22 protein-coding genes are annotated in these 26,052 nt (G+C 71.2%); 16 read left to right on the forward strand and 6 right to left on the reverse strand.

Annotation, left to right across the window (positions count from 1 at the left end):
• Positions 1-19 precede the first annotated feature (19 nt).
• Positions 20-1,297, forward strand: a complete 1,278-nt coding sequence (locus IF04_RS0113310) for an APC family permease (RefSeq protein WP_030255369.1) — start codon at positions 20-22, stop codon at positions 1,295-1,297.
• Positions 1,298-1,314: 17 nt separating this feature from the next.
• Here the strand turns inward: IF04_RS0113310 and IF04_RS0113315 are convergent, their stop codons facing one another.
• The gene (locus IF04_RS0113315; RefSeq protein ID WP_051831201.1) at positions 1,315-1,782 is read right to left on the reverse strand and encodes an SsgA family sporulation/cell division regulator; all 468 of its coding nucleotides are present in this window, start codon (positions 1,780-1,782) and stop codon (positions 1,315-1,317) included.
• Between the two features lie 143 nt (positions 1,783-1,925).
• Here IF04_RS0113315 and IF04_RS0113320 point away from each other — a divergent pair, with 143 nt between their 5' ends.
• On the forward strand, positions 1,926-3,278 hold the full coding sequence (locus tag IF04_RS0113320) for an NsdA family TPR-like regulatory protein (RefSeq protein ID WP_157847646.1): 1,353 nt from the start codon (positions 1,926-1,928) through the stop codon (positions 3,276-3,278).
• Entirely contained in the window at positions 3,275-4,633 is a 1,359-nt protein-coding gene (locus IF04_RS0113325) for an MFS transporter (protein ID WP_245654387.1), read from the forward strand. Before IF04_RS0113320 ends, IF04_RS0113325 begins: the two co-directional genes overlap by 4 nt.
• On the opposite strand, the gene IF04_RS0113330 is transcribed toward IF04_RS0113325, so the two are convergent.
• Positions 4,604-7,225, reverse strand: coding sequence for a glycoside hydrolase family 2 (locus tag IF04_RS0113330; protein WP_030255383.1), 2,622 nt, complete (start codon positions 7,223-7,225; stop codon positions 4,604-4,606). The genes IF04_RS0113325 and IF04_RS0113330 overlap by 30 nt on opposite strands.
• A 189-nt stretch (positions 7,226-7,414) precedes the next feature.
• Between IF04_RS0113330 and IF04_RS0113335 the strand changes: the two genes are divergently transcribed.
• A complete protein-coding gene (locus IF04_RS0113335; RefSeq protein WP_030255385.1) occupies positions 7,415-8,431 on the forward strand; it encodes a LacI family DNA-binding transcriptional regulator in 1,017 nt (338 codons plus the stop codon).
• 3 nt (positions 8,432-8,434) lie between these two features.
• On the opposite strand, the gene IF04_RS0113340 is transcribed toward IF04_RS0113335, so the two are convergent.
• The gene (locus tag IF04_RS0113340; RefSeq protein WP_078600257.1) at positions 8,435-9,067 is read right to left on the reverse strand and encodes a TetR/AcrR family transcriptional regulator; all 633 of its coding nucleotides are present in this window, start codon (positions 9,065-9,067) and stop codon (positions 8,435-8,437) included.
• A gap of 178 nt (positions 9,068-9,245) precedes the next feature.
• Here IF04_RS0113340 and IF04_RS0113345 point away from each other — a divergent pair, with 178 nt between their 5' ends.
• Entirely contained in the window at positions 9,246-10,532 is a 1,287-nt protein-coding gene (locus IF04_RS0113345) for an MFS transporter (RefSeq protein ID WP_030255391.1), read from the forward strand.
• A 47-nt stretch (positions 10,533-10,579) separates the two neighbouring features.
• Positions 10,580-13,072 (forward strand): beta-glucosidase, encoded by a 2,493-nt coding sequence (locus IF04_RS0113350; protein WP_030255394.1) that lies wholly within the window; start codon positions 10,580-10,582, stop codon positions 13,070-13,072.
• Between the two features lie 4 nt (positions 13,073-13,076).
• Here the strand turns inward: IF04_RS0113350 and IF04_RS0113355 are convergent, their stop codons facing one another.
• A complete protein-coding gene (locus IF04_RS0113355; RefSeq protein WP_245654388.1) occupies positions 13,077-13,517 on the reverse strand; it encodes an ATP-binding protein in 441 nt (146 codons plus the stop codon).
• A gap of 272 nt (positions 13,518-13,789) precedes the next feature.
• On the opposite strand from IF04_RS0113355, the gene IF04_RS0113360 reads away from it, so the two are divergent.
• The 8 genes from IF04_RS0113360 (at position 13,790) to IF04_RS0113395 (ending at position 22,745) form a co-directional block, all read left to right on the forward strand.
• Positions 13,790-14,713 (forward strand): MEDS domain-containing protein, encoded by a 924-nt coding sequence (locus IF04_RS0113360; RefSeq protein ID WP_037959279.1) that lies wholly within the window; start codon positions 13,790-13,792, stop codon positions 14,711-14,713.
• Positions 14,710-15,165 carry an ATP-binding protein gene (locus tag IF04_RS0113365; RefSeq protein WP_051831205.1) on the forward strand — a complete coding sequence of 152 codons (456 nt, stop codon included), beginning with the start codon at positions 14,710-14,712 and terminating at the stop codon, positions 15,163-15,165. The genes IF04_RS0113360 and IF04_RS0113365 overlap by 4 nt, the downstream gene beginning before the upstream one ends.
• 116 nt (positions 15,166-15,281) lie before the next feature.
• A complete protein-coding gene (locus tag IF04_RS0113370; protein WP_030255406.1) occupies positions 15,282-17,258 on the forward strand; it encodes a CocE/NonD family hydrolase in 1,977 nt (658 codons plus the stop codon).
• A 2-nt stretch (positions 17,259-17,260) separates the two neighbouring features.
• Positions 17,261-18,157 carry an ABC transporter substrate-binding protein gene (locus IF04_RS0113375; RefSeq protein ID WP_030255409.1) on the forward strand — a complete coding sequence of 299 codons (897 nt, stop codon included), beginning with the start codon at positions 17,261-17,263 and terminating at the stop codon, positions 18,155-18,157.
• Between the two features lie 29 nt (positions 18,158-18,186).
• On the forward strand, positions 18,187-19,143 hold the full coding sequence (locus IF04_RS0113380; protein WP_030255412.1) for an ABC transporter ATP-binding protein: 957 nt from the start codon (positions 18,187-18,189) through the stop codon (positions 19,141-19,143).
• Positions 19,140-19,859: an ABC transporter permease gene (locus tag IF04_RS0113385; RefSeq protein WP_030255415.1), complete on the forward strand. Its 720-nt coding sequence runs from the start codon at positions 19,140-19,142 to the stop codon at positions 19,857-19,859. Before IF04_RS0113380 ends, IF04_RS0113385 begins: the two co-directional genes overlap by 4 nt.
• Positions 19,859-20,509 (forward strand): ABC transporter permease, encoded by a 651-nt coding sequence (locus tag IF04_RS0113390; RefSeq protein WP_063829476.1) that lies wholly within the window; start codon positions 19,859-19,861, stop codon positions 20,507-20,509. The genes IF04_RS0113385 and IF04_RS0113390 overlap by 1 nt, the downstream gene beginning before the upstream one ends.
• A gap of 190 nt (positions 20,510-20,699) precedes the next feature.
• A complete protein-coding gene (locus tag IF04_RS0113395) occupies positions 20,700-22,745 on the forward strand; it encodes an MFS transporter (RefSeq protein WP_245654389.1) in 2,046 nt (681 codons plus the stop codon).
• 29 nt (positions 22,746-22,774) lie between these two features.
• On the opposite strand, the gene IF04_RS0113400 is transcribed toward IF04_RS0113395, so the two are convergent.
• Together IF04_RS0113400 and IF04_RS0113405 are read right to left on the reverse strand one after the other, a co-directional pair.
• On the reverse strand, positions 22,775-23,146 hold the full coding sequence (locus tag IF04_RS0113400) for a VOC family protein (protein ID WP_030255428.1): 372 nt from the start codon (positions 23,144-23,146) through the stop codon (positions 22,775-22,777).
• Between the two features lie 9 nt (positions 23,147-23,155).
• Positions 23,156-24,073, reverse strand: coding sequence for a glycoside hydrolase family 16 protein (locus IF04_RS0113405; RefSeq protein WP_030255431.1), 918 nt, complete (start codon positions 24,071-24,073; stop codon positions 23,156-23,158).
• 287 nt (positions 24,074-24,360) lie between these two features.
• On the opposite strand from IF04_RS0113405, the gene IF04_RS0113410 reads away from it, so the two are divergent.
• Entirely contained in the window at positions 24,361-25,512 is a 1,152-nt protein-coding gene (locus IF04_RS0113410) for a hypothetical protein (protein ID WP_030255434.1), read from the forward strand.
• Positions 25,513-25,592: 80 nt separating this feature from the next.
• Positions 25,593-26,042 carry a hypothetical protein gene (locus IF04_RS0113415; RefSeq protein ID WP_051831207.1) on the forward strand — a complete coding sequence of 150 codons (450 nt, stop codon included), beginning with the start codon at positions 25,593-25,595 and terminating at the stop codon, positions 26,040-26,042.
• Positions 26,043-26,052: the final 10 nt, after the last annotated feature.

The following is a 26,052-nucleotide window of genomic DNA, read 5'->3' on the forward strand; positions in this document are numbered from 1 at the left end:
CTCGCCGAGGAGGGAGACCATGGAGAAGCCGACGGCCGAAAGCGGTGCCCCGCCCGCACTGCAGCGACGCCTGGGCACGACCGATGCCGTGCTGATCGGCCTCGGGGCGATGCTCGGCGCCGGCATCTTCGCCACCCTGGCCCCCGCGGCCGCCGCTGCCGGTTCCGGGCTGCTGCTCGGCCTGGCGCTGGCCGCGGTGGTGGCGTACTGCAACGCGACCTCCTCGGCGCGGCTGGCCGCCCGCTATCCGGCCTCCGGCGGCACGTATGTGTACGGCCGCGAACGGCTCGGCGACTTCTGGGGCTACCTCGCCGGCTGGGGCTTCGTGGTCGGCAAGACCGCCTCCTGCGCCGCCATGGCCCTCACCGCGGGCGCGTACCTCTGGCCGGAGCACGCGCACGCGGTCGCGGTCGCCGCGGTGGTGGCACTGACCGCCGTGAACTACGCCGGGGTGCAGAAGTCGGCCCGGCTCACCCGCGCGGTGGTCGCCGTCGTCCTGGCGGTGCTCGCCGCCGTGGTTTCCGCGGTGTTCGCCTCCGGCGAGGCGGACGCCGCCCGGCCGGCGCTCGGCGCCGACCTCACCGCCGGCGGGGTGCTCCAGGCGGCGGGCCTGCTGTTCTTCGCCTTCGCCGGGTACGCGCGCATCGCCACGCTCGGCGAGGAGGTCCGCGAGCCCGAGCGGACCATCCCCCGGGCCGTCCCGGTCGCGCTCGGGATCACGCTCGTGGTCTACGCCCTGGTCGCCGTCGCCGTCCTCATGGTGCTCGGCCCGGAGCGGCTGGCCGGTGCCGCGGCGCCCTTGTCGGACGCCGCGCGGGCCGCCGGCGCCGACTGGCTCGCGCCGGTGGTCCGCGTCGGCGCGGCGGTGGCCGCGCTCGGCTCGCTGCTGGCGCTGATCCTCGGAGTGTCGCGTACCACCCTGGCCATGGCCCGGGACCGCCATCTGCCGCACGCCCTGGCCGCCGTCCACCCGCGGTTCAAGGTGCCGCACCGCGCCGAACTCGCGGTCGGCGCGGTGGTGGCGGTCCTCGCCGCGACGGCCGACCTGCGCGGTGCGATCGGCTTCTCCTCCTTCGCGGTACTGGCGTACTACGCCGTGGCCAACGCCGCGGCGTGGACCCTCACCGCCGCCGAGGGACGGCCGCCGCGCGTCGTCCCGGCGGTCGGCCTCGCCGGCTGCCTGGCCCTGGCCTTCGCCCTGCCGGTGACCTCAGTCCTGGCGGGCACGGCGGTACTGGCCGCAGGCGCGGCCGTGTACGGCATCCGCCGCGCGACCGCCGGCCGCCGCGCGCCCTAGCGGGCGACTTCGGCCCGTTACGGCGCGCGCAACGGCCCGGAGACGAGCGGTGCCACGGGGAACTCCGTCCGCTCGTCTCCGGGCGGCACCATGCTGATGGTGCGCTCCAGCCACGCCGAGACCGGCAGAGCCGGTGCGTACAGCACGGTGAGGCCGTCCGGCGCGGTGAGGGACAGGCAGACGATGGCGCGGTCCTCATCGGTACGGGACGGCCAGATCCGCACGTCGCCTGCCCCGCTGGGGCGGAAGAGGCCGTCGATGAGAAGGCTGCGGGCAAAGGTCCAGTCGACGGGGCGGGGAGTGTCGATGTGGAAGGAGAAGCGGACCGCGAACGGGTCGCGCGCGAGGTAGAGCAGCCGGGCGGGGACCGCCATCGGGGAGCGGACCACGCACCGGGGCGCGAGGAGAAGTTCGAATTCCAGCTCGCGTTCCACCGAGCGGCGATCTTCCGCGTCACGCCGTACAGCGGGGGCGTGCTCAAGCATGTCAAGGGCTCCTCACCCGTGAGAGCGATGTTCGGTCAGCTACTCAACCCGCCCTCGCCCGGGGTGCATAGCCTCCTCTTGTCGGGAAGCCGCTTAGACCGCTTAAACCCCTCGGAGACATGGTGCGCACGAGGAACGAGTCCTTGGACCTGGCTATTCGTGAAGCCGGTTGCAGTTACGCGGAGTTGGCGCGGGAGGTGCGCACGGTTGCCGCGGAGAGCGGCGTCACGGTACGTACCAACTCCTCCGCCGTGGCGCACTGGGTCGCCGGCACGCGGCCGGCGGACAGCACGGCCGGCCTGATCGCCGAGGCACTGGCGCGCCGGCTCCAGCGGCCCGTGACCCCCACCCAGTTGGGGTTTCGTCCACCGGGGAGCGGGTCCGCCGACACCTCGTTCGGACTGCACGTCGACCGCGATCCGCTCGACATCCTGACCGCACTGGGCCGCGCCGACATCGATCGCCGCCCCGAAGCGCGTGCCACGCCGTACAGCGTCGCGGTCTCGTCCCTCGCGCTGGACCTCGACGCACAGGAGGCGGCGCGCGCTTCAGTGGTGCGCCGGGCCGGGACAGCGGGGGAGCCGGAGGTGCGCGCCGTGCGGGAGCTGACGGAGCTGTTCACCGCCGTCGACGAGCGCCACGGCGGACAGCACGGCCGGTCGGCGCTGGTGCAGTACCTGACCAGTGACGTGGCCGCGCTGTGCCGGGCCCGGTTCCGCACCGGGGAACAGAAGCGGCAGATCCTCTCGGCCGCCGCGTGCGTCGCCTACCTCTCCGGCTGGAAGGCGTACGACGCCGGCGAGCAGGGGCTGGCGCAGCGGTACTACCTGCAGGCGTTACGGCTCACCCAGGAAGCGGACAACGACCTGCACGGAGCGTTCGTGCTGCGGGTCCTGGCACACCACGGCATGGAGACGGGCCGGGCCGAACACGCGCTGGCGCTCGTCGACGCGGCGCTGCGGCGGATCAAGGGGCGCACGGACCCGGCCACGGAGGCGCTGTACGTCGCCACCAGGGCCCGCGCGCTGGCGATGGAGGGCAGACGGCGCGAAGCGGTCGCGGAAGCCGCCCGCGCGGCCCGGCTCGTGGACGGTGCCGACGAGCGGGAAATGCCGTACTGGGCCGCCCTGTGGGGATCGGCGCGCGCCTGTGTGGGCACCCATATGGCCAAGACGGCCCAGTACATGGGCGCGTACGACATCGCCGAACAGCACTTCAGCAGGGCGGTGTGGAGCCGGTCGGGGACCGACTACCGGCGCATCGCCGCCCTCAGCCTCGCGCACGCCGGGACCATGCAGTGCCGCCAGGGACTGGTGGAGCAGGCATGCACCACCTGGACCGAGGCGCTCCGGCTGATGGACGGGGTGCGGTCGGCCCGGGTGCGGTGCGTCGTGGCGACGATGAGCCAGGAACTCGCCCCCTATCGGAGCCGACGGCTCGCCGCCGCCCTGGAGCTGGACGAAAAGGTCCGTCTGTGGTCGCAGGAGGGACCATGATGTCCGTCGGCAAGAACGGCCGGCGCGGGCCGGAACGCGGAACGGCCGCCCTCAACCGGGTCACCGTGGCCGGCCTGATCGGCACCGTCATCGAGTTCTACGACTTCACCCTGTACGCCATCGCGGCCGCGCTCGTCCTCGGCCCGGTGTTCTTCCCCCACTTCGCGCCCGCGGCGGGGACCCTGGCGGCCATGGCCACCTTCGCCACCGGGTTCCTGGCCCGCCCTTTGGGGTCGGCCGTGTTCGGACGCATCGGCGACCGGCTGGGACGCCGCGCGATGCTGCTGGGCACCGTGCTGACCACGGGCGGCGCCACCCTCGGAGTGGGGCTGCTGCCCGGCTACCAGGAGCTGGGGTTGGCGGCGCCGGTGTGTCTCGTGGCGCTGCGCCTCTTGCAGGGCATCGGAATCGGCGGGGAGTGGACGGGGGCCGTCGTCCTCGCCACCGAACACGCGCCGGCGAAGCGGCGCGGGCTGTGGGCCTCCCTACCGCAGATCGGCCCGGCCCTCGGTTTCCTGCTGGCCAACGGCGGAATGCTGGCGCTCTCCGCGGTGCTGAGCGCAGAGCAGTTCCGGTCCTGGGGCTGGCGGGTGCCCTTCTGGTGTGCGGGCCTGCTGACGCTCGCCGGGTACCTGCTCCGGTCCTCGCTCATCGAGTCCCCCGCGTTCCGGGTGCTCGTCGCGGAGGACGCCCTGGCCCGTTCTCCCGTCCGCCTTGTGCTCAGGCGGCACGGTGGCCGGGTCCTGCTCGTCGCCGGGGCGGTCGCCTGTTCCTACGCCGTGCACTACACGGCGACGACGTGGGCGATCTCCCACGCCACGCGGACCGTGGGCCTCGACCCCACCGGGACACTGCTGTGCGTCATGGTCGCGATGACGGTGATGGCGGTGGCCACGCCCGTCGCCGCGGTGTGCGGTGACCGTTACGGACGCCGCAGGCTCAGCATCATCGGATGCGCCGCCATGGCCGCCTGGATGTTCCCGTACCTGGCGCTCCTGCAGACCGGCAGTCTCCTCACGTTCACCGTGGCCACCACCGTCGCACTGCTCGCCCTGATCATCACGCTCGGGGTCCAAGGGGCTTATATCCCCGAACTGTTCGAAGCCCGCATTCGTACGACGGGAACCGCGCTCTCCTACAACCTGGGCGCCGTCCTCGGCGGCGCCCTCACCCCCTTGATCAACAGCTGGCTGTCCGGCCTCTCCGGCGCCGGCCTCCCCTGGGCGACCGGCGCCTATGTGATCTGCCTGTGTGCCGTGAGCCTGGCCTGCCTGCTGCACCTCCCCGGCACCCAGGCTCCGGACGAAGGCCCGAGCGTCCGCTTTCTAGCGGCAGCCCGCGGGGGTCGCCTGTGAGGCGTCGTGGATCAGCGCCTCATGGGCGGCCTTGAGCCGCTGCACGTCCGGCTTGACCACCTTGCGGTCGTACGTCACCAGGCCGTTCAGCTCGCCCTCGACGTCCGAGATCTGCGTGTAGACGGCGCCGTTGCTGCCCCGGCAGGCCAGTTGGCGCACCTCGTCGAGCTTGGTGAGGTAGTCGTCCGTGTACGTCGCCGGGTCTACATCGATGTACGACTGCTGCACCGACCACGCGTGTCCGGGCACGCCGAGTCCGAGGCCGCCGTACTCGCCGCTGACCAGGGCCCGTTCGCCGTCGGGGTGTGGGGGCAGGGCCGGGCTCGGGTAGCCGTGCTCGTCCATGATGTCGCCGGTGCCACCGTCCCGTCCGAGGTTGAGGCCCGACTGGCCGTTGATCAGCCGCGTCGGGTCCCAGGACTTGGCCTGGTCGGCGATCCGGCCCTCGTCGTACTGGCCCCAGCCCTCGTTGAAGGTGACCCACATGATCACCGAGGGGTGGCTGTCGTGCTGGTCGATCATCGTCTTCATCTCCCGCTCGTACTGGGCGCGGGACGCGGCGTTCGGGTCGGTGCCCGCCGTCATGGACGGCATGTCCTGCCAGACAAGCAGGCCGAGCTTGTCCGCCCAGTAGAACCAGCGGTCGGGCTCGACCTTGATGTGCTTGCGTACGGAGTTGTAGCCCAGCTGCTTGTGCAGCTTCAGGTCGTACGCCAGCGCCTCGTCCGTCGGCGCCGTGTGCAGCCCGTCCGGCCAGAAGCCCTGATCGAGCGTGGCCATCAGGAAGACCGGCTTGCCGTTGAGCACGGTGCGCGGCGTGCCGTCGATCTTCTCCACCGCGATGGAGCGCATCCCGAAGTAGCTGCCGACGCGGTCGCTGCCGACGCGTACCTTCAGGCCGTACAGGAACGGGTCGTCGGGGGACCACAGGTGCGGGTCCTTGATCCGCAGCGTCAGCGGCTCGCCGGTCGAGCCGGTCACCGTCGCCACCGGGCGCTTGCCGTCGTACGCGGTGGCCGTGACCGGCACACCGTCCCGCACACCCCGCGCCTCGACCGCGACCGTGCCGTCCGCGACCTTCGGGGTGATCTTCAGCGAGTCGGCATGGTCGGCGGCGACCGGCTCCATCCACACCGTCTGCCAGATGCCGGACGAGGGGGTGTACCAGATGCCGCTCGGGTCCAGGCGCTGCTTGCCGACCGGCGGGTTCTCGCCGTCCTTCGCGTCGGTCGGGTCGTAGACGCCGACGATCAGCTCCTGGCTCTTGCCGGGCTCGAGCGCGTCGGTGATGTCGGCGCTGAACTTGTCGTAACCGCCCTTGTGCGCGGCCACCTTGGTGCCGTTGACGTACACCTCGGCCTGCCAGTCGACGGCGCCGAAGTTCAGCCGGAGCCGCTTGCCGCTGCCCACCTTCCAGTCCTGCGGGACCGTGAACGTACGGCGGTACCACATCCGGTCCTCGTGCCGCTCGATGCCCGAGAGCTGCGACTCGACCGGGTAAGGCACCAGGATCTTCTCGCCCAGCTTCTTGCCGAAGGGCGGCCGCTCGCCGGACTCGGCGGCGGCGAACTGCCAGGAGCCGTTGAGGTTGCGCCAGGCGTCGCGCGTGAGCTGCGGGCGCGGATACTCGGGGTGCGCGTTCTTCTCGCTCACCTCATCGGCCCACTTGGTGCGCAGCTCGTACGTGGACCGGTTCGCACCGCTGGACCAGAACTTGCCGATCCGCTCGCCGTCCGCGCGGGCCAGCCCCGCCTCGCCGTCGTAGCGGACCTCGACGTCACCGCGCGCGTTGCCGGCCTTGTTGCCGACGACCGGCTCCTTGAGCCCGACGAGCAGCGCCTTGGGGTCGGCCGGGTCCGCCTTCGCCGCGCCCAGCGGCCAGGTGCTGCCGCCGATGACCGCGTCGAGGTGGTCCGTCAGGCCGGCCGGCGGTGCGGCGAGCCGCTGCGGGAAGTCCAGCTTGAGCGTGCGGCCGTCGCCGAGGACGGTGGCGGCGGTCGCGCCGTCGTAGTCGAAGCCGTCGGGCAGCCGGAACGCCGACTGCGGGACGGCGGCCTTGCTCCCGCCGGGCGGGGTCCAGCGCAGATGCAGATTGGACCCGCCGAAGTGCTCGAAGTACTCGACCTTGATGTCGTACGCCTTGCCCGCGGTCAGCTCGACCGGCCGGGACGTCTGCTCCTTGTCCCAGTCGTCCACCCAGTGGTCGATGGCCATCCTGCCGTCGATCCACAGGCGGAAGCCGTTGTCGGCGGAGAGGGAAAACGTTGTCGGACCGGTCTTCGCGGGGATGATCTTCCCGGTCCAGCGGACGCTGACGTCGTCCTTCTGCCCGGTGGCGTAGCCGAGCCGGGGTTCGAGGTTGTCGAAGTCGAGGTCGGGGTCGACTCCGGTGGACTTCAGCGCGTGGAAGTCGAAGGCCCCGGGTGCCGACTGGGTGTAGTACTCGCCCTTGAGGCCGTGGACGGCGTCGGACCGCGGCTCGTCGGCCGCGGTGGCGGACGGCGCGGCGGCGAGTCCGGCGGCGCCCAGCGTGGCCGCGAGCAGCAGGGTGAGTCTGTCTCTGAACCGATCTCTGAACCGATTGGTGCGCACAAATCCTCCTTGTCGAGGAAGGGTGGCGACTCGTTGCAGCAGTCTGTACAACGTTGGAAGGAGCGGCAGTTGGCATGACAGCACGGCTCTCCGATCCTGTCCAGGCGTGCAACACAAGCCGGGTGGGGGAGAGTTACCCGAGACGGACGGGGGAGTGTTGCGCGCACCGTCGATACCGAGGAGATCCCTTTGCGAGTGAGCCTGAAGGACGTCGCGGAACGTGCTGGTGTCTCGATCAAGACCGTCTCGAACGTGGTGAACAACTACCAGCACGTCACCCCGGGGATGCGGGCCCGGGTCCAGGCCGCCATCGACGAGCTGGGCTACCGGCCGAACATGACGGCACGTCACCTGCGCAAAGGGCGCACGGGCATCCTCGCGCTCGCCGTTCCCGAGCTCGGCAACCCGTACTTCGCGGAGCTCGCGGGCGCCGTGATCGACGTCGCCGCCGAGCACGACCTGACCGTGCTGCTCGACCACACCGGCGGCGACCGCGAGCGGGAGGTGCTGGTCAGCCAGGGTTTCCGGGCCGGCATCATCGACGGCCTGATCCTCAGCCCGCTGGAGCTGGAGGTCGAGGACCTGCGTGGCCGCGAGGACGACGTCCCACTGGTGCTGCTCGGCGAGCGCGAGTACGACCTGCCGTACGACCACATCGCGATCGACAACGTCGCGGCCGCGCGCACGGCCGTCCGCCATCTGCTCGGTCGCGGCCGCACCCGCATCGCCTACCTGGGAGCGCGTACCGACTCGGCGAACCGCCCCGCGCATCTGCGGCTTGCGGGCTGGCGGGAGGAGCTGGCGGAGGCGGGCGTGCCCGCGCCGGACAGCCTGATCGGCCCGACCGGCGGCTGGGACCGGGGCGACGGGGCCGAGGCGATGGCGCGGATGCTGGACGCCGGCGTGCGGCCCGACGCGGTGTTCGCGTACAACGACCTGGTGGCGATCGGCGCGATGCGGGTGCTGCACGAGCGGGGGCTGCGGGTGCCGTGGGACGTGGCGGTGGTCGGCTTCGACGACATCGCCGAGGGCCGGTTCGGGGCCGTCAGCCTGACCACGATCTCCCCGGACAAGCGGTCCATCGCCCGGCTGGCCGTCGAGTCACTGCTGCGCACGCTGGAGAACCGCGCGGAGCCACCCGCGGGACGGGAGCTGGTCGCGGAGTTCCGGCTGGTGGAGCGGGAGAGCACGCTGGGCCGCCGCTGAAGCTCAGTCCGCGGGCTCGGTCCGGCCCAGGAGCTGGAGCAGGGTGCGGAAGGCGGCCGGCATGTCCACGGCCGTGGGGTCCAGCAGCCACTGGAACTGCATCCCGTCCATCACCGCGATCAGCAGCGGTGCCGCCTCCTCCGGCGTACGGCCGCCGGGGAGCCGGTCGCCGAACTCGGCGCGCAGCGAGGCGGCCACCGACTCGCGGACGGTGGCGTAGCGGTGGGCGAAGAACTCGCGCGCCGGGTGGTCCTCCCCGGTCACGCTCTCGCCGAGCAGCGCCGAGAAGGTCTGCACGATGCCCGGGCGCATGGCGTTGTACTCGATCAGTGAGGTGTACAGGTCCAGCGGCCAGGGCTCGCCGTGCCGCGGGGAGCCGCCGCCGGTGTCCCACGCGTCCCGCGCCTCCAGGACGGCGACGAGCAGCGCCTCCTTGGTCGGGAAGTGGTGCAGCAGGCCCTGCTGGGTAATGCCGACCCGCTCGGCGACCGCGTTCAGCGACGCGCCCCGGTAACCCCGCTCGGCGATCACCTCCAGCGCCGCCCGGAGGATCTCCGCGCGGCGGTCCTCGCCGCGGACGGCCCGCCCCCGCCGCGCTTCCCGTTCCTTCGCCACGGATCGATCATTCGCTGCCACGGGCCCGAGCCTAATCCACGAAACGGTCCGGCCCCTTGCAAGTAACGAAGAGATTACGAAGCCTACCGCTTCACAAGTGGCTGGGACACGATGCTGCGAACCGCAGGGAGCCCGCCACTCGATGGCGTGATTCCTCCCTGTCCGAGCCGCTTTTTCACCTCAATGAGGAGGTACGGCAGTGGATCAGGCAGCTGTCCCCGCTTCAACTTCGGCCACCACGTCTGCCGAGCCCGCGAGCACCGACCCGGACGCGGAAAGAGCCCCGCGGGGCTTCGTACTCCGGCTGGGCCTCGCCAACTTCGGCCTCTACAGCGCCCTGCTGACGCCCGTGATCGTCACCATGGCGCTGCGCGTCGCGGACGTCGCGCCCCGCAACAAGGAATCGGTACTGGGCCTCGTGCTCGGCGTCGGCGCCGTGCTGGCGGTGATCGCGAACCCGCTCTTCGGCAGGCTCTCGGACCGCACCCGCTCCCGCTTCGGGCGGCGCCGTCCCTGGCTCGTCGGCGGTCTTCTCGGCGGCCTGCTGGGCCTGACGGTGATCGCCTTCATCCCCGCCGTGCCCGCCCTCGTCATCGGCTGGGCCCTCGTCCAGACCTCCTTCAACGCCGTGTACGCGGCCCTCATGGCGACCATCCCCGACCAGGTGCCCGCGGCCGCCCGCGGCAGCGCCTCCGGCGCCATCGGCACCGGCCTCACCGCCGCCGTACTGGCCGGTTCGGGCATCGCCGCGCTCAGCTCCGACGCGCGGGTGATGTTCCTGCTGCCGGCCGTCCTGACCGTCGTACTGGTCGGCTGGTTCGTGTACAAGCTGGACGACCGCGCGCCCGCCGATGCGCCCGAGCCCTTCTCCGTCAAGGAGTTCCTCGGCAGCTTCGTCTTCGACCCACGCCGCAGCCCGGACTTCGGCTGGGCCTGGCTCACCAAGTTCCTTGTCATGTTCGGATCAGTCGCACCGATGACCTACCTGGCCTACTACCTGCCCTTCCGGATGGGCGTGAGCGCCACCGCCACGGCGAGCACCGTGGCCGTACTGGTCGCCGCGGGCTACGCCGTCCAGTCCGTCACGGCAGCGGCCGGCGGCCGGCTCTCCGACCACTTCGGCCGCCGCAAGCCCTTCGTCATCTCCTCCGGGCTTGTCGTAGCCGCCGGCCTCGCACTGCTGGCCTTCGCTCCGGACCTCACCTGGATCATCGTCGCCCAGTTCGTCATGAGCGTCGGCGGCGGGCTCTTCTACGCCGTCGACATGGCGCTGATCACCCACGTGCTGCCCGACCCGGACAACGCCGCCAAGGACCTCGGCGTCATCAACATCGCCAACGCGCTGCCGCAGTCCCTGATGCCGATGATCGCGCCCTTCCTCCTGGCGATCGGCGGGGGAGGGAACTACCCGCTGCTGTTCGGCGTGGCCGCGGCCGCCGCGCTCGTCGGTTCGGTGCTCGTCACCCGCATCAAGGGCGCGCGATGAGCCGGCCCCTACCCGTCACGCCATCCCCTCGCACCAAGGAGCCCCGCATGACGCCTTCGTCGACAGGCAACACACACAACACGTACGACGCGACCATCGAGGACGCGCTCGGCAAACTGGACCTCGACGCCAAGACCCGGCTGCTGGCCGGCCGCAGCATGTGGGCGCTGCCCGCGCTCCCGGAGATCGGCCTGCGGTCCCTGGTCATGTCCGACGGCCCCATCGGCGTGCGTGGCGTGCGCTGGACCGCGGACGACCCGTCCGTCGCCCTGCCCAGCCCCACCGCGCTCGCCGCGACCTGGGACCCCGAACTGGCGCGCCGCGCCGGGCACTTGCTCGCCCAGGAGGCCCGCCGCAAGGGCGTACACGTCCTCCTCGCCCCGACCGTCAACCTGCACCGCTCCCCGCTCGGCGGCCGCCACTTCGAGTGCTACTCGGAGGACCCGCACCTCACCGGCGCGATCGGCACCGGATACGTCACCGGCGTGCAGGAGGGCGGCGTCGGTACCACGGTCAAGCACTTCGTCGCCAACGACGCCGAGACCGAGCGCTTCACCGTCAACAACACCGTCGCCCCGCGGCCGCTGCGCGAGCTGTACCTCGCACCGTTCGAGACCATCGTCAAGAACGCCCACCCCTGGGGCATCATGGCCGCCTACAACTCCGTCAACGGCGCCACCATGACCGAGCACCGCTACCTCCAGAACGAGGTGCTGCGCGGCGAATGGGGCTTCGACGGCTTCATCGTCTCCGACTGGATGGCCGCCCGGTCCACCAAGAGCGCGATCGAGGGCGGCCTCGACGTGGCCATGCCCGGCCCGAAGACCGTGTACGGCCCGGCGCTCGCCGCCGCCGTCCGCGCGGGTCAGGTCGAGGAAGCCCTCGTCGACGACGCGGTACGCAACGTCCTGCGGCTCGCCGCCCGCGTCGGCGCCCTCGACGGCGCGCCGCCCGCCGTCGCCCCCGCCGACCTCCCGGCCACGATCGACGGCGCGGCGCTGGCCCGCGAGATCGCCCGCCGTGCCTTCGTCCTCGTACGCAACGAGAACGGCACCCTGCCCCTCGGGCCCGCGCGGGCCGGCACCGTCGCCCTCATCGGCGCCGCGGCCCGCGACGCCCGCGTCCTCGGCGGTGGTTCGGCCCAGGTCTTCCCCGACCACATCGTCTCCCCGCTCGACGGCCTGCGCGCCGCGCTCCCCGAAGGGGACCTCACGTACTGCGTCGGCGCCGACCCGAGTGACGAACTCGCCGCCGCGGGCCAGGGATTCACGCTGCGGGCGGTCTGCCGGGACCGGGACGGGCGGGTACTGGGGGAGGCCCCGCTGCCCAGCGGCGCGGTCCAGTGGCACGGCGACGACCTGCCCGCGGGCGTCACCCACGAGGAGCTGCACACCGTCGAGATCACCGGCACCTTCACCCCGCGCGAGAGCGGCGCGCACTGCTTCGGCACCAAGGGCATCGGTGGTTTCCGGCTCACCGTCGGGGACTGCGTGCTGCACGACGGCGTCGAGGCCCCCGACCACGACGACCCGTTCGAGGCGTTCTTCGGCGCGCCCGTGGAGCGCGGCCAGGTGGAACTCACCGCGGGCGAGCCGGTCGAGGTCGCCCTCCACCACACCGTCCCCGACATGTCGGACGCGCCGATCCAGGCCGTCGGCTTCGCCCTCGTCCACCGCGAGCCCCGGCGCGACGCCGAGGAGCTCATCGAGGAGGCCGTGGCCGCTGCGCGCGAGGCGCACACCGCGGTCGTCGTGGTCGCCACCACCGAGCGGGTGGAGAGCGAGGGTTTTGACCGCACGCATCTCGGGCTCCCCGGCCGCCAGGACGAGCTGGTCCGGCGGGTCGCCGCGGTCAACCCCCGTACCGTTGTGATCGTCAACTCCGGTTCCCCCGTGGAGCTGCCGTGGCGGAATGACGTGGCCGCGGTACTGCTGAGCTGGTTCCCCGGCCAGGAGGCCGGCGCGGCTCTCGCGGACGTCCTCCTCGGCGCCGAGGAGCCGGGCGGGCGGCTGCCCACCACCTGGCCCGGCCGGCTGGCCGAGGCGCCCGTCACCCGCGTCACCCCCACCGAAGGTGAACTCCCTTACGAGGAAGGCGTCTTCATCGGTTACCGCGCCTGGCAGCGGGCCGCCACCGAGCCCGCGTACTGCTTCGGGCACGGCCTCGGCTACACCGACTGGGAGTACGAGACGGCCACCTACGCGCCCACCGCGGACGGCGACGCACTGGGCACGCTCACCGTGCGCGTACGCAACACCGGCGAGCGCCCCGGCCGCGAGGTGGTCCAGGTCTACCTCGCCACCCCGGAAGCCGACACCGCCGACCGCCCGGCACGCCGCCTCGCGGGCTTCGCCACCGTCGCGGCGGCTCCCGGCGACACGGCCGAGGTACGCATCGCCGTCCCCCGCCGCGCCGCCGAGATCTGGGACGAGCAGGCGTACGACTGGCGGCTGATCCCCGGCACGTACACCGCCGAGATCGGCCGCTCCCTGCACGACGTACGGCTGCGGGCCCAGGTACTGGCTGAGGCCGGCCGCTAGTCGGTCACTGGGCGGCCGTCTCCCGCGCGGCACGCGGCAACGGCAGTTCGAACCAGACCGCCTTGCCGCGGCCCGCGGGGACGCTGCCCCAGCACAGGGCCAGCGTGTCCACGAGGTGCAAGCCGCGCCCCCGCTCCGCGTCGGCGCCCGCGTTCACCAGCACGGGGAGGGTCCGGTGGGTGTCCAGGACTTCGCAGCGCAGCATCCCCGGACGCAGGAACAGCCGCAGTCTCGCCGGCCCGGGAGCGTGCTGCTGCACGTTCGTGGCCAGTTCGTTCATCAGGAGTACGGCGCTGTCGGCCGCCTCGTCCAGCCCGCTCGCGGCCAGCCAGCCGCGGACGGCCCGCCGGGTCTGGGCCAGCGCCTCGGCATCGGCGGCGATCGTGGCACTGAGATAGGCGGTGGGCGAAGTGAGTTCGGCGGGCGCGCAGACGTGCATGAGCATCGGTGTCCTTCCGGTCGGCCCTACTGTGCACCGAACGGCCGCCTGTACGCGCGAGTATGCCTACATGTCGCCGGACGTCCCTCCTGTTGTGGATGCTCGGCAATCGACTCCGGTCACAAGCAGTGCAGCAGCTGTCAATGCCATAGCCAAAAGAGGGAATTGAGCGGGCTTCGAAGAGTGCCGCAGGCGCCTTCTCTCTAATGTCCGGAGCGAGCGGGGCGAAGGATGTCCCGGCCGGCACGCGCCATGCCGACGAAAGAGGAGGCTGCCCGATGACTGAACACCACGGCACGACCGGCCGGATCATTCCCGTGGAGCGGCTGCAACCGGGCGACCACTCGTGCATGGACGTCACCGACAGGGCGAACCGCTGGCAGGTGCTGGCCGCGTTCACTCGCACCGGACTGGCCCGCGGCGAGAAGGTGCTGCTCCTGCTCGACCCGAGCGACCTGAACGACGACGACGCCGTCGCGTGCCTGGACGGCGGTACCGGACACACGGAAGCGGCGCTGCGCAGCGGGCAGTTCGTGCTCGGCCGCAACACCCCCGCCTACCTCCCGGACGGCCGCTTCTCCAAGGAGCGCCAGGTCCGGAGCTTCGCCGCCGAGGCCGAGCGGGCCCGGGAGGCCGGCTATCCGCGGCTGCGCGGCGCCGGCGACATGGCCTGGGCGCCGCGCGCCGGGGTGGCCGACGACGAGGTGGTCGACTATGAGACGTCCCTGGCGGAGCTGTTCGCCGACGAGTACCTCACCGCGCTCTGCTGGTACGACCGGCAGCAGTGCGGCGACGATCTGGTGGCCTCGGCGCGCAGGGTCCATCCGCTCCAGGTCATGGAGTCCCTGGGGGCACTGGAGGTGACCCGGGCCCCGGGCGGCGGCGCGCGGTTCGCCGGCTCGGCGGAGCTGGGCTCGCGCGAGGAGTTCACCAGGGCGCTGCGCGCGGCGCTGTTCCCACGGCCGGGCAATATCCCCGTCCGGTACGAACTGGACCTGACCGACCTGGCGTACATGGAGGCGCACTGCGCCTGGCAGCTGCTCGACCTCGTCGCCGGGCTGCCGCGGGAGGACACGGCCGTCGTCCACTGCGGCCCGATGCTGGAGACGGCCCTGCGCGGCCTCGGCTCCGCCGACGTACCGCAGTTGGAGCTTCGCGCGGCGGACACGGGGGAGACGGCGGAAGCGGAGGACGTGGCATGAGCGCGGACCGGCTGCTGGAACTGGACTTCACCGGCCCCGACCTGCCCCTGGCGCGGATCACACTCACCGCGACGCTGCGCCGCACCGGACTGCCCGGGCCGGTGCGGGACGCCCTCGCGCAGGCGGTGCTGGAGGCCATGGCCAACGCGGTGCTGCACGGCGGAGGTGCGGGACGGCTGACCGTGGGCGCGGCGGACGGCGAGGTGCGGTGCGAGGTCGTGGACGCGGGCCCCGGCCCCACCGCCATGGTACCCGCCCCGGAATCCCTCGCCCCGGAGCCGCGCCTGCCGGGCGCCCGGCAGAAGGCCGCGAACGGCCGCGGTCACGGTCTGCTGATCGCCGAGGCGCTCACCAGCCGCATCGAAGTGCATCCCGGTCCCGGGGACCGCGGCACCACCGTCGTGCTGGCCGCTTCACTGCGCACGGCTGCCCCCGAACCGGGATCCGCGTGACCGGAGATCGTCCGGAGGGTTCCTACGGAGGTGACGGGCCGCTAGAGTCGCGCCACCCCTACTGCATGGATATTCAGTAGGGGTGTGTGCAGCAACCCGCAGACCCAGGAGTCCCCTTGGCGACCTCACCGGTTCGCGTTGTCAGGCATCAGTGGATCCCGCTCGCCGACGGCACCCGCCTCGCCGCGCGCGTCTGGCTGCCCGGAGGCGCCGAAGCCGACCCCGTACCGGCCGTCCTGGAGTACATCCCGTACCGCAAGAACGACGCGACCGCCGCGCGCGACAACAGCCTGCACGCCCGCTTCGCGCAGGCCGGTTACGCCGCCGTACGCGTCGACCTGCGCGGCAGCGGCGACTCCGACGGGCTGATGCTCGACGAGTACGCGGAGCAGGAGCTCACGGACGGCGTCGAGGTCATCGACTGGCTGGCCCGGCAGCCCTGGTGCGACGGCAGTGTCGGCATGATCGGCAAGTCCTGGGGCGGTTTCAACGGCCTGCAGATCGCGGCGCTCCGCCCGCCCGCGCTCAAGGCCGTCGTCACCGTCTGCTCGACGGACGACCGGTACGCCGACGACGTGCACTACACGGGCGGTTCGCTGCTCGCCTCCGAGATGCTGCCCTGGGCGTCGACGATGCTCGCCTACAACGCCCGCCCCGCCGACCCGGCCGTGGTGGGGGAGGGCTGGCGCGAGCAGTGGCGGGAGCGGCTGGAGAAGACGCCCGCGTATGTCGAGGAGTGGCTCGCCCACCAGACCCGCGACGCGTACTGGCGGCACGGCTCCGTGTGCGAGGACCACACCGCGATCCAGGCGCCGGTGCTGGCGGTGGGCGGCTGGTACGACCCGTACTGCGGGGCCGTACTGCGGCTCCTCGAAGGACTTGACGCGCCGGTGCGCGGGCTGATCGGCCCCTGGGCGCACACCTACCCGCACCAGGCGGAGCCCGGCCCCGCCATCGACTTCCACGCCGAAGTGGTGCGCTGGTTCGACCAGTGGCTGCGCGGCCGGGACACCGGCGTCGGCGACGATCCGGCGCTCCGCGCATGGATGCCCGACTGGGCGGCGCCCGGCACCGACCGCGAGCGGCGGCCCGGCCGCTGGGTCGCCGAGGACGAGTGGCCCTCGGCCCGTATCGAGGAGCGTGCACTGCCACTCACCGAAGGGCTGCCCGCGCGGCTGGACAGCACCCGTGTCATCGGGCTCACGGGCGGCAGCTGGCTGCAGTTCGGCGACGCGGCGGGGCAGTTCGGCCCGCAGGGCGCCGACGACGGGCTCTCGCACACCTTCACCACCGCGCCACTGGACGTACGCACCGAGATCCTCGGCGTGCCGACCGTCGCCCTGCGGGTGTCCGCCGACCGGCCCGCCGCCCAGCTCGCCGTACGCCTCACCGATGTGGCCCCCGACGGAAGTTCGCGGCTGATCACCCGCGGCCTCCTCAACCTCACCCACCGGGAGGGCCACGAGACGCCGCTCCCGCTGGAACCCGGACGGGCGTACGACGTGACCGTGCCACTGCTCGCCACCGCGCACGCCTTCGCGCCGGGCCACCGCATCCGGGTCGCCGTCTCCGCCGCGTACTGGCCCATGGCCTGGCCGTCACCCGAGCCCGTCACCGTCACCCTGGAAGGCGACGGCCGGGCCGAACTACGGCTCCCCGTACGCCCGGAGCGCGCCGAGGACGCCAAGCTGCGTCCGTACGGGCCGCCGCAACCCGACCTCCCGGCGCCGCTGCGCCAGTCGCCCGGTACCTCCTCGCGACGCATCGAGCACGACCCGGTGTCCGGTACCACCGTCGTCACCCTGACCATCGACGACGGGGAGTTCCACGACCTCGCCGACGGCGGGTGGCGGCGCACACACTCCCTCGACCGGTTCACCCTCACCGAGGGCGACCCGCACTCCGCGCTCGTCGAGTGCGAGCGCACCGAGGAGGTGGGGCGCGGCGACTGGCGCACCAGGGTCGTCACGTACAGCCGGATGACCGCGGACGCCACGTCCTTCGCCGTCAGCAACACCGTCACCGCGTACGAAGGGGAAGAGCGCGTGTACCACCGCACCAAGGACTGTGTGATACCGCGCCGGGGGGTGTGAGCATGCGCAGACGCACGCTCCTCACCGGATCGTTCGCCGCCGTGGCCGCCGCCGGCGTCGCCACGGCCACCCGCTCGGCGGCGGGCACCGGCCCCGTCATCACGGTCGGCTCCAAACAGTTCACCGAATCCTGGGTGATGGGTGAGCTGTACGCCCAGGCGCTCACCGCACGCGGCTTCCAGGTCGTGCTGAAATCCAACATCGGCAGCGCCGACATCATCGACCGGGCGATCCGCGCCCGTCAGATCGACCTGTATCCCGAGTACACGGGCGTCATCCTGCAGACCTTCGCCCAGCCGGAGCACATGCCGACGACCGCCGCAGGCACCTTCCGCGCCGCCAAGGAGTACGAGGAGGGCCGCGGACTCACACTGCTGCGCGCCACACCGTTCCAGAATCGCAACGCCGTCGCCGTACGGACGGCGGACGCCCGCAAGCACGGCCTCAAGACGGTCGGCGACCTGAAGCGGCTGGGGAAGATCTCGTACGCCGAGTACCCGGACAACATCACCGGCCCGCTCGGCTTCGACGCGATCGTCAAGGCGTACGGGCTGCGCGAGATGAAGGTGCGGCCGCTCAACATCGGCCTGCAGTACCCGGCGCTGAAGAACGGCGACGTGGACGCCGCCGACGTCTTCACCACCGACCCGCAGCTCCGCCGCTACGACTTCACGATCCTCGACGACGACCAGCACGTCTTCGGCTTCCAGAACGTCGCGCCGGTCGTCCGCCGCCCGCTCGTCGAGGAGCACGGCAGCCGGCTGACCGACCCGCTGGACGAGGTCGACGCGCTGCTCACCGAGGAAGCGATGCAGGCGCTCAACGAAGCGGCCGCGATCCTGCGCCTCAGCCCGGCGAAGGTCGCCGACCGCTTCCTGCGCGCCAATGGCCTCAAGTGACGGTCTCAAGTGACGGAGAGGATCCCACGATGAACAGCGCCGCCGACATCGTCTTCGACGAGGCCACCAAGACCTACCCCGGCTCCGTCCGGCCCGCGCTCGACGCGCTCTCCCTGACCGTCCCGGCGGGCGAGATCTGCGTCCTGCTCGGCTCCTCCGGCTGCGGTAAGACCACAGCCCTGACCCTCGTCAACCGGCTGACCGAGCTGACCGGCGGCGACATCCGCATCGACGGTACGAGCATCCGCGAGCAGGACGTCATCGCACTGCGCCGCGGCATCGGCTACGTCATCCAGCAGGCCGGTCTCTTCCCGCATCTCACCATCGCGCAGAACATAGCGACCGTCCCGCAAGTGCTCGGCTGGCCCAAGCCGCGCATCGAGGACCGGGTACGCGAACTGCTGGAACTCGTCGGGCTGCCGCACGGCGAGTATGGCGACCGCTATCCGGCGCAGCTCTCCGGCGGCCAGCAGCAGCGGGTCGGCATCGCGCGGGCGCTGGCCGCCGACCCGCCGATCATGCTGATGGACGAGCCGTTCGGCGCCCTGGACCCGGTCACCCGCGAACACATGCAGGACGAGTTCCTGCGCCTGCACGCACAGGTTCGCAAGACCACACTGTTCGTCAGCCACGACATCGACGAGGCGGTCCGCATGGGCGACCGCATCGCCGTCCTCGCCGAGGGCGGCAAACTGCTCCAGTACGACACCCCCGAGCGCATCCTGCACGCGCCCGCCGACGACTACGTGGCCCGCTTCGTCGGCACGGACCGCGGCCTGAAGGCGCTCACCCTGCGCCGGCTGTCCGACCTGACGCTGGAGCCGTATGCGGGCGGGGCGAACGGTACGGCCCTGCGAGCCGACGACTCGCTGCGTACTGCCCTCTCCGCCCTGCTCGCAGCGGGCGCCGACCGGCTGCCGGTCACCGACGCGGACGGACACCCGGTCGGTACGGTCACCGTCGATCTCATCCGGGAGGCGGCATGACGCCCATGGCCACAGGCCCGGTGATCCCGGACTTCGGCACGGTCAGCCCCTGCGTCCGCGACAACGGGCTGTTCTGCGCGGACTGGTTCGCCGCGAACTGGTCGAGCGTCTTCTGGCCGGCGCTCGCCCAGCACGTCCGGCTCACCGTCATCGCGGTCGGCATCGGCTTCGCCCTCGCCTTCGCGCTGGCGCTGCTCGCACACTTCCGGCGGTGGCTGGTGCGCCCGCTCGGCGGCCTGGCCTCGTTCCTGTACACGATCCCGCCGCTCGCCCTCTTCACCCTCCTCGTCCCGGTCACCGGCCTCTCCGTGCTGACCGCCGAGATCGCACTGGTCGCGTACACCCTGATGGTGCTCTTCAAGTCGACGCTGGCCGGGCTCGCCGAGGTGCCGGAGGCGGTCCGCAGGGCGGGCCTCGGCATGGGGCTGACCCGGCGCGAGATCCTCGTACGCATCGAACTGCCCCTCGCCCTGCCCGCGATCGTCAGTGGCCTGCGGGTCGCCACGGTGACGACGATCAGCGTGGTCGAGATCGCCGCGTTCATCATCGACCAGGGGCTGGGCTCGCCGATCATCCAGGGCCTGCAGTCGCCGTTCAACACCCAGTTCATCGGCGCCGGCCTGCTCGCCGTCGCGCTGGCCCTCGCCGCCGACGGGCTGATCGTACTGGCCGGGCGGCTGCTCACCCCATGGGCCACGATGCGGAGGAGCGCCTGATGCACACCTTCCTCGACTGCTTCGCCTTCATGGCCGGCCACTTCGGGCTGTTGCTGGACCGTACGATCGACCACCTGCTGCTGTCCGCGGCCGCCGTCGCGCTCGCTCTCGTCCTCGCCCTGCCGCTGGGTGTGTGGCTCGGCCATCGCGGGCGCGGCTCGTTCCTCACCGTCAGCGTCTCCAACATCGGCCGCGCCCTGCCCTCCCTCGCCCTCATCGCCATCTTCCTGGGTCTCCTCGGCATCGGTTTCGTCAACGTCATGACGGCCCTCGTCGTCATGGCCGTACCGCCCGCCCTGACACACGCGTACCTGTCGGTGGAGCAGATCGACCGCGACGTCGTACGCGCAGCGCGCGGCATGGGCCTCACCGAGCGCCAGATCCTCACCCGCATCGAGCTGCCGCTCGCCCTCCCCGTCCTCTTCACCGGCATCCGCATCGCCGCCGTGTACGTCATCTCCAGCGCGACGCTGGCAGCGGTCGCGGGCGGCGGCGGCCTCGGCGACATCATCCTCAACCAGGTCTCGTACGGCCTCTCCGGCGTGATCGCCGCGGCCCTCTGGGTGGCGGCGCTCGCCCTGGCGGCCGACGCACTGTTCGGGATGCTGGGGACGCGGATCGCCCGGGGCCGGTACGGGGGAGGCCGCTGATCACCGAGGCAGTGCCTTTCCTCGCCGCTCCCCTCACTCTCAGTTGAATGCAGCAACCAAGTGAAATATGGTTGCGCTCTCCAACTAGTACGGGGGCGGCAAGAGGAAGGCCATGAGGACGACAACGGCATCTGCAGACGCGCGGTCCGGCGGATCCCGGCCCGGGGGACAGGGCGCGCACGCCGCTGCCATGTCCCACCGGCAGATCATGGAGGCGCTGTCCGGGCTCATGCTCGGGATGTTCGTCGCGGTGCTGTCCTCCACCATCGTCTCCTCGGCGCTGCCGACCATCCTCGCCGACATCGGCGGCGGACAGAGCGCGTACACCTGGGTCGTCACAGCCGCACTGCTGTCGGTCACGGCGACCACCCCGCTGTGGGGCAAGATGTCGGACCTGGTGAGCAAGAAGCTCCTGGTCCAGTTCGCGCTGCTGCTCTACATCGTCGCGTCGATCGTCGCCGGCTTCTCGCAGAACGCCGGGATGCTGATCGCCTGCCGCGTGGTGCAGGGCATCGGCGCGGGCGGGCTGTCCGCGCTGTCACAGGTGATCATGGCGGCCATGGTGTCGCCGCGTGAGCGCGGCCGGTACAGCGGCTACCTCGGCGCGACGTACGCCGTCGGTACCGTGTCCGGCCCGCTGATCGGCGGTCTCATCACGGACACCTCGTGGCTCGGCTGGCGTTGGTGTTTCTACGCGGTGGTGCCCTTCGCCGTGATCGCGCTGGTCGTGCTCCAGAAGACCATTCATCTGCCGGTGGTCAAGCGCCAGGTGAAGGCCGACTGGCTGGGCGCCTTCTTCGTCACCGCCGCGGTCTGCCTGCTGATGGTGTGGGTCACGCTGGCCGGCGACGCGTACGACTGGCTGTCCTGGCAGACCGGTGTGATGGTGCCCGGAGCCGTCTTCCTCGGTCTGGTCTTCCTCTTCGTCGAGACCCGCGCGAGCGAACCGATCATCCCGCTGCGGTTGTTCCGCAACGCCACCATCGCACTTACCTCCCTCGCGAGCATCTTCGTCGGCGTCGCCATGTTCGCCGGCACCGTCTTCCTCAGCCAGTACTTCCAGCTGTCCCGCGGCCAGACCCCGACCATGTCGGGCGTCTCGACCATCCCGATGGTGGCGGGGCTGCTGGTCGCCTCGATGGGCTCGGGCCGGATCATCACCCGCACCGGGCGCTGGAAGATATTCCTCGTCGGCGGCGGGCTCTCCCTCACCGGCGGCGCGGCCACGCTGGGCCTGATGCGGTACGACACCCCGTACTGGCAGGTCGTCGTCTACATGACCGTGCTCGGCATCGGCATCGGCCTGATGCAGCAGAACCTGGTACTCGCGGTACAGAACCAGGTCGCCCCGAAGGATCTGGGCGCGGCCGGCTCGCTCGTCACGTTCTTCCGTACCCTCGGCGGCGCCATCGGCGTCTCCGCACTCGGAGCCGCGCTCAGCACGCGGATCAGCCAGTACATGAAGGACGGCTTCACCTCTCTCGGCATTCCGATGCCGCACGCGCACGGCGGGGGCAACATCCCCGACCTGAAGACGCTCCCGCCCACCATTCGCGGTGTCGTCGAAAGCAGCTACGGCCACGGCATCGCCGATGTCTTCCTTTACGCCGCCCCGTTCGCCTTCATGGCATTCCTGCTGGCGCTCTGCATCAGGGAAGTGCCGCTGAAGACGGCGAATTCCCTGCAGGAGGCGGCCGCGGAAACCGGCACCGCTGGAAGCCGGGTGCACGGCTTGGTGCGGGACGCCGATGGCGTCGCGGCGCGTACCGCCGTCGTCACCCTGATCTCCCCGCAGGGACGGCAGTTGGGGCGGATGCCGGTGGGACCGGACGGTGGATACGACATGGCGGTGCCCGCCGCAGGCAGCTATGTACTGATCGCCGCCGCCGACGGGCACCGGCCGCAGGCATCCACCGTGCTCATCGGCGACGGCCCGCTCGCCCACGACATCCATCTCTCCGACGCCGCCGCCCCGGCTGCCAGTACCCATATCCAAGGCACGATCAGAACCGGCGCGGACCACGGCCCGCTGGCCGGCGCACGGGTCACACTGATCGACGCGGCAGGCAATGTCACAGCCACCGCAACCACCGCCAACGACGGCAACTACGCCTTCAAGGACCTGCACCCCGGCGAGTACACCCTGATAGCCGGCGGCTACCCACCGACCGCCGCCTCACTGACCGTGACCGGCAACGGAGTGATCAGCCACGATGTGGACCTCAGCGACGAATGAGCGCTTGACTCGACGGGGTGCTCAGGCGCTCAGGCCCCTTTGTTCCTTCTCGTCAGGCAGAAGGGATGCCCGGCCGGGTCGGCGAGGACCCGCCATCTGTCGCCGCCCGGTTGGTACTCCGGCTTGACCGCACCCAGTTCCAGCAGCAGGGCCTCGGCCTCGTCGAGGTCATCGACGGCGAAGTCGAGGTGGATCTGCTGTGGCACGGCGGCCTGGTCGGGCCAGCGCGGAGCCCGGTAGCCATCGACCCGCTGGAAACCGATGAGGAGCCCGTCCCTGCCGCGGAGCCCCGCGAACTCGCCGTGGGATTTTTCGTGCAACTCGAGCCCGGTGGCCTGCTGGTAGAACGCGGCCAGCGCCAAGGGGTCGGAGCAGTCGAGTGTGATCGCCGTGAGATCCATGTGCGTACCTTAGGCGGCGTTCCCGGCCGTGTTGGAGGTGGAGACGCGGACGTGGTCGACGACGAGTTGTTGCGGGAAGGACGTCGAGCCGTCGGGGTCACCGGGCCAGTAGCCGCCGACGGCCAGGTTGAGGATGAGGAAGAAGGGCTTGTTGAACACCCATGCCTTGCCGCCGAGATCGGCGGGTGTGCGGCGCTGGTAGACGGTGCCGTCCACGGACCAGGTGATGGAGTCCGGCGCCCAGTCGATGGCGAAGGTGTGGAAGTCGTCGGCGAATGCCTGCCCGTTCGGGAGGGAGTACGCCGCGCCGATGCCGCCGCTGCCCGAGTAACCGGGGCCGTGGAGCGTGCCGTGCACCGTACCCGGCTCGAAGCCGACGTTCTCCATGATGTCGATCTCGCCGCTGTTCGGCCAGCCGACCTGGCCGATGTCGTCACCGAGCATCCAGAACGCCGGCCACATGCCCTGGCCGCGCGGCACCTTCATCCGCGCCTCGACGTGGCCGTAGGTCGAGGCGAAGCGGCCCGCGGTGTTCAGCCGCGCCGAGGTGTACTCACAACGCCCGTACCAGCACTGGTAGTTGCCCGGGTTCTCGCGGCGTGCGGTGATGACCAGCTGGCCCTGGCCGTTCAGCGCGGCGTTGGCATTGCCTGCCGTGTAGTACTGCCGCTCGTGGTTGTTGACGTTGTCGCCGGTCTCGGTCTGCCACTTACCACCGTCGACCGCTGCCCCGGCCGGGCCGTCGAAGGTGTCCTCGAAGGTCACGGCGCGTATCGCCGCGGTGGGCGCATCCGGTGGGGGAGCCGCGGCGGCGGAGCCGGGAGCCCAGCTCAGCGCGGCAGTGACTGCCGCGGTGGCCAGGGCGATGCCCCGGAGGGCACGCCGACGCTCCCGTGACGACACATTGCAGGACTTGCGAAGAGACATATGACCCGCCTCGATTGGTCCGGACCTACTGCCTCCGCGAAGTGAATCGCCGCTGACGCGTCCCTGTCAATACACGCGTGAGAGCGCTCTCGGAAGGCGGGCGATTGGAGAGCTGCATGAATGCCGTGGTGTCAGAAGCCGCCTTCTCGTTATGTCTTCTGTACTTCCACTGATTCCGTAAGAGCCGGTAATATCGGGTGACTTCTACTCATCGGTGGAAGAAGCCCGCCCTCCCACATGGCGAGCGTGGGCCCCAGCTTTTGCTGCCAGACAAGGAAAGTCACCACGTGAACCCGTACAGTCCTCCGACCCGGCCAACGCTTCCGGCACGGCCGTGGTGGAAGACCACTCCCGCCGCGCTGGGCATGATCGTTCTGGTCGCCCTCATCGGCGCCTTATATTTCCCCCTCGGATTCCTCGCGCTGATCGTCGTCATCGTGCTGCTGTGGGTCCTGCCGCCGTGGCGCTGGTTCGCCAGGCTGGGCGCCAGCTTCGGGGCATTCATCCTGCTGGCGATCGGCGCGGGCCTGGGCGGCCAGCTCGACGACACGGGGAAGGGCAAACCGCAGCAGGTCGCGACCGAGTCGCGCACGGCGAGCCCGAAGGCGTCCCCGAGCAGGACGCCGGAACGGAAAGCGCCGGACTACATCGGCGTACAACTCGACGAGGCGGAGGGCAAGGCCCGCGCTGCCGGCTACACCGTCAGTCACCACGACGCCTCCGCCGAAGACCGGGCGATCGTCGCGCGGTCGGGTTGGCTCGTGTGCTTCCAGCAGGCCGATCACGATGACAGTCGCCGGCTGATCGACTTCGCCGCGGTCAAGGACAGTGAGACCTGCCCCAAGAAGGACGGCGCAGAGATCCCCTGGCCCGAGATGCCCGAGCTGCGCGGCAAGACGTGGCAGGTCGCCGTGGTGACCCTGACGGGCATCGGAGTCGACGAGGACGCGATCAAGGCGAAGGCGCACTACGTCAACGACGACCTGCCGGACGGCGCGTACGACTCCTGGCGGGTGTGCACGCAGGACCCCGCGGAAGGCGAGGACATCACCGCCGACGCCACGCTCGAACTGGCCCATCCGAAGGCCGGCTGTGCCACGGACGGCTCGTACCTCGGCGACAAGGACCACGACGGCCGTCCGAACTACCGTGACTCGACCGACGACCGCAACACGACCAGCGGGGGTGGCGGCAGCGGCAGCAGCTCGTCGGGAGGCTCGTCCAGCAGTACCGGTGGGACCAGCAGTATCGGTGGGTCCAGCACTGGCGGGTCGTCTTCGACCGGCGGCAGTACCGGCGGCAGTACCGGTGGCGGTGGGCTCACCGTCCACCCCGGCTCCTTCTGTGCCCCGGCCGGCGCGACCGGTGTCACCACGGCGGGCACGCCCATGGTGTGCGGCCCCGGCTCCGACGGCCGTAACCGTTGGCACGCCGCCTGATCCGGCTCGCGGCGCGGGTCGCACCGGTAAGGCCGTCTCATCAGTAAAGTGACGGCAGCCCGAGCCAGGGGAGCGGAAGCATGGCAACGCGTATTGGACGGTTTCTCGCCCTTCTCGTGGGCGGGCTGTTGTTGGTCGGGTGTGGGGAGTCCGTTGCGGCTTCCCGCGAGGTGAGTCTCCATGTCAGTGGTGGCATCGCGGGGGTGCAGCGCGGTATCGAGGTAGGCCCCGGCGGGTCGGTGATCCTCGTCGACGGCAAGGGCCGCCATGCGGGCCGGGATCTGTCGGGAGCCGAGCGCGAGAAGCTCGGCTCGCTGCTGGATGCCGTTGACTTCGCCGCTCTTCCGTCCCGCAGCGTCGACGAGGGCTCCCGCGACCGCTTCGAGTACCGGCTGGCGCACGACGGCCGTACCGTGATCACCGACCGCAGCACGGATCTCGGGCCGGCCGATGACCTCATCGATCACCTGGAGAGTTGCATGGACGCGCGTCGGGCGGGTGCCGTGCAGGGGACCCCAACGCATTCCTGACCTGGGCGGA

The organism is Streptomyces violens, assembly GCF_000717745.1.
GTDB lineage: Bacteria > Actinomycetota > Actinomycetes > Streptomycetales > Streptomycetaceae > Streptomyces > Streptomyces violens.